The sequence below is a fragment of the Enhygromyxa salina genome (genome assembly GCF_002994615.1).
In the GTDB taxonomy this organism is placed as follows: Bacteria; Myxococcota_A; Polyangia; order Nannocystales; family Nannocystaceae; genus Plesiocystis; species Plesiocystis salina_A.
The window spans coordinates 1-690 of the sequence record NZ_PVNK01000280.1; the positions used below are offsets into that span (position 1 = coordinate 1).

Sequence of the window (690 nt, forward strand, 5' to 3'; positions counted from 1 at the left end):
AGGTGGGGGTGGGGGGGGTTCGGTTCTGAGAACGAAAAGAAAATTCCGGACGGGGAGTCTTCTGTAGGCATCGGCCTGATCGGCGTCAGAGTTGGTCCTCCGCCCCCACTCGAGTCACGAGTTCGCATCAGTTTTCACTCAACGAAGCCCAAGAACCGGCTGCTCCCTCCTCCAGTCCCGAAATTCCGGACGGGGAGTCTTCTGTAGGCATCGGCCTGATCAAAATTCCGGAAAAATTCCGGACGGGGAGTCTTCTGTAGGCATCGGCCTGATCGGCGTCAGAGTTGGTCCTCCGCCCCCACTCGAGTCACGAGTTCGCATCAGTTTTCACTCAACGAAGCCCAAAACCAGGCTGATTCGCTCTTCAACCCCAGCCTCAACTCCGCCGAACCAATACACCCCGGCAGGATGGCTCGCGCGACCCCGCCATCTCTCTATTTTCCACCCGCTATGGCGCCTGCGCGATCACATCAACACCCGCGAAGCGCCGCATCCAATAAGTCCCCGCTGGAAACACCGCCGGCTCACCAGCGAGCAGAGCCGCCCGCGCCGCCGCGTAGTCCCGCTCCCACTCCCGGTCCCGCGCCACCTCGTTCAAGACCAGCCTCAGGCACGAGGCCGCGTGCTTCGGTGTGATCGTGAACCGCTCCTCGAAGCTCTGCGGCGCACGATTCCAGCGCTGCCGGGCGA

The 690-nt window shown here is 62.2% G+C and carries 1 protein-coding gene; it reads right to left on the reverse strand.

The window, feature by feature from the left end:
- Positions 1–448 precede the first annotated feature (448 nt).
- Positions 449–690 (reverse strand): hypothetical protein (locus tag ENSA5_RS39010; RefSeq protein WP_219906908.1); only part of this gene is annotated, 242 nt, incomplete at its 5' end.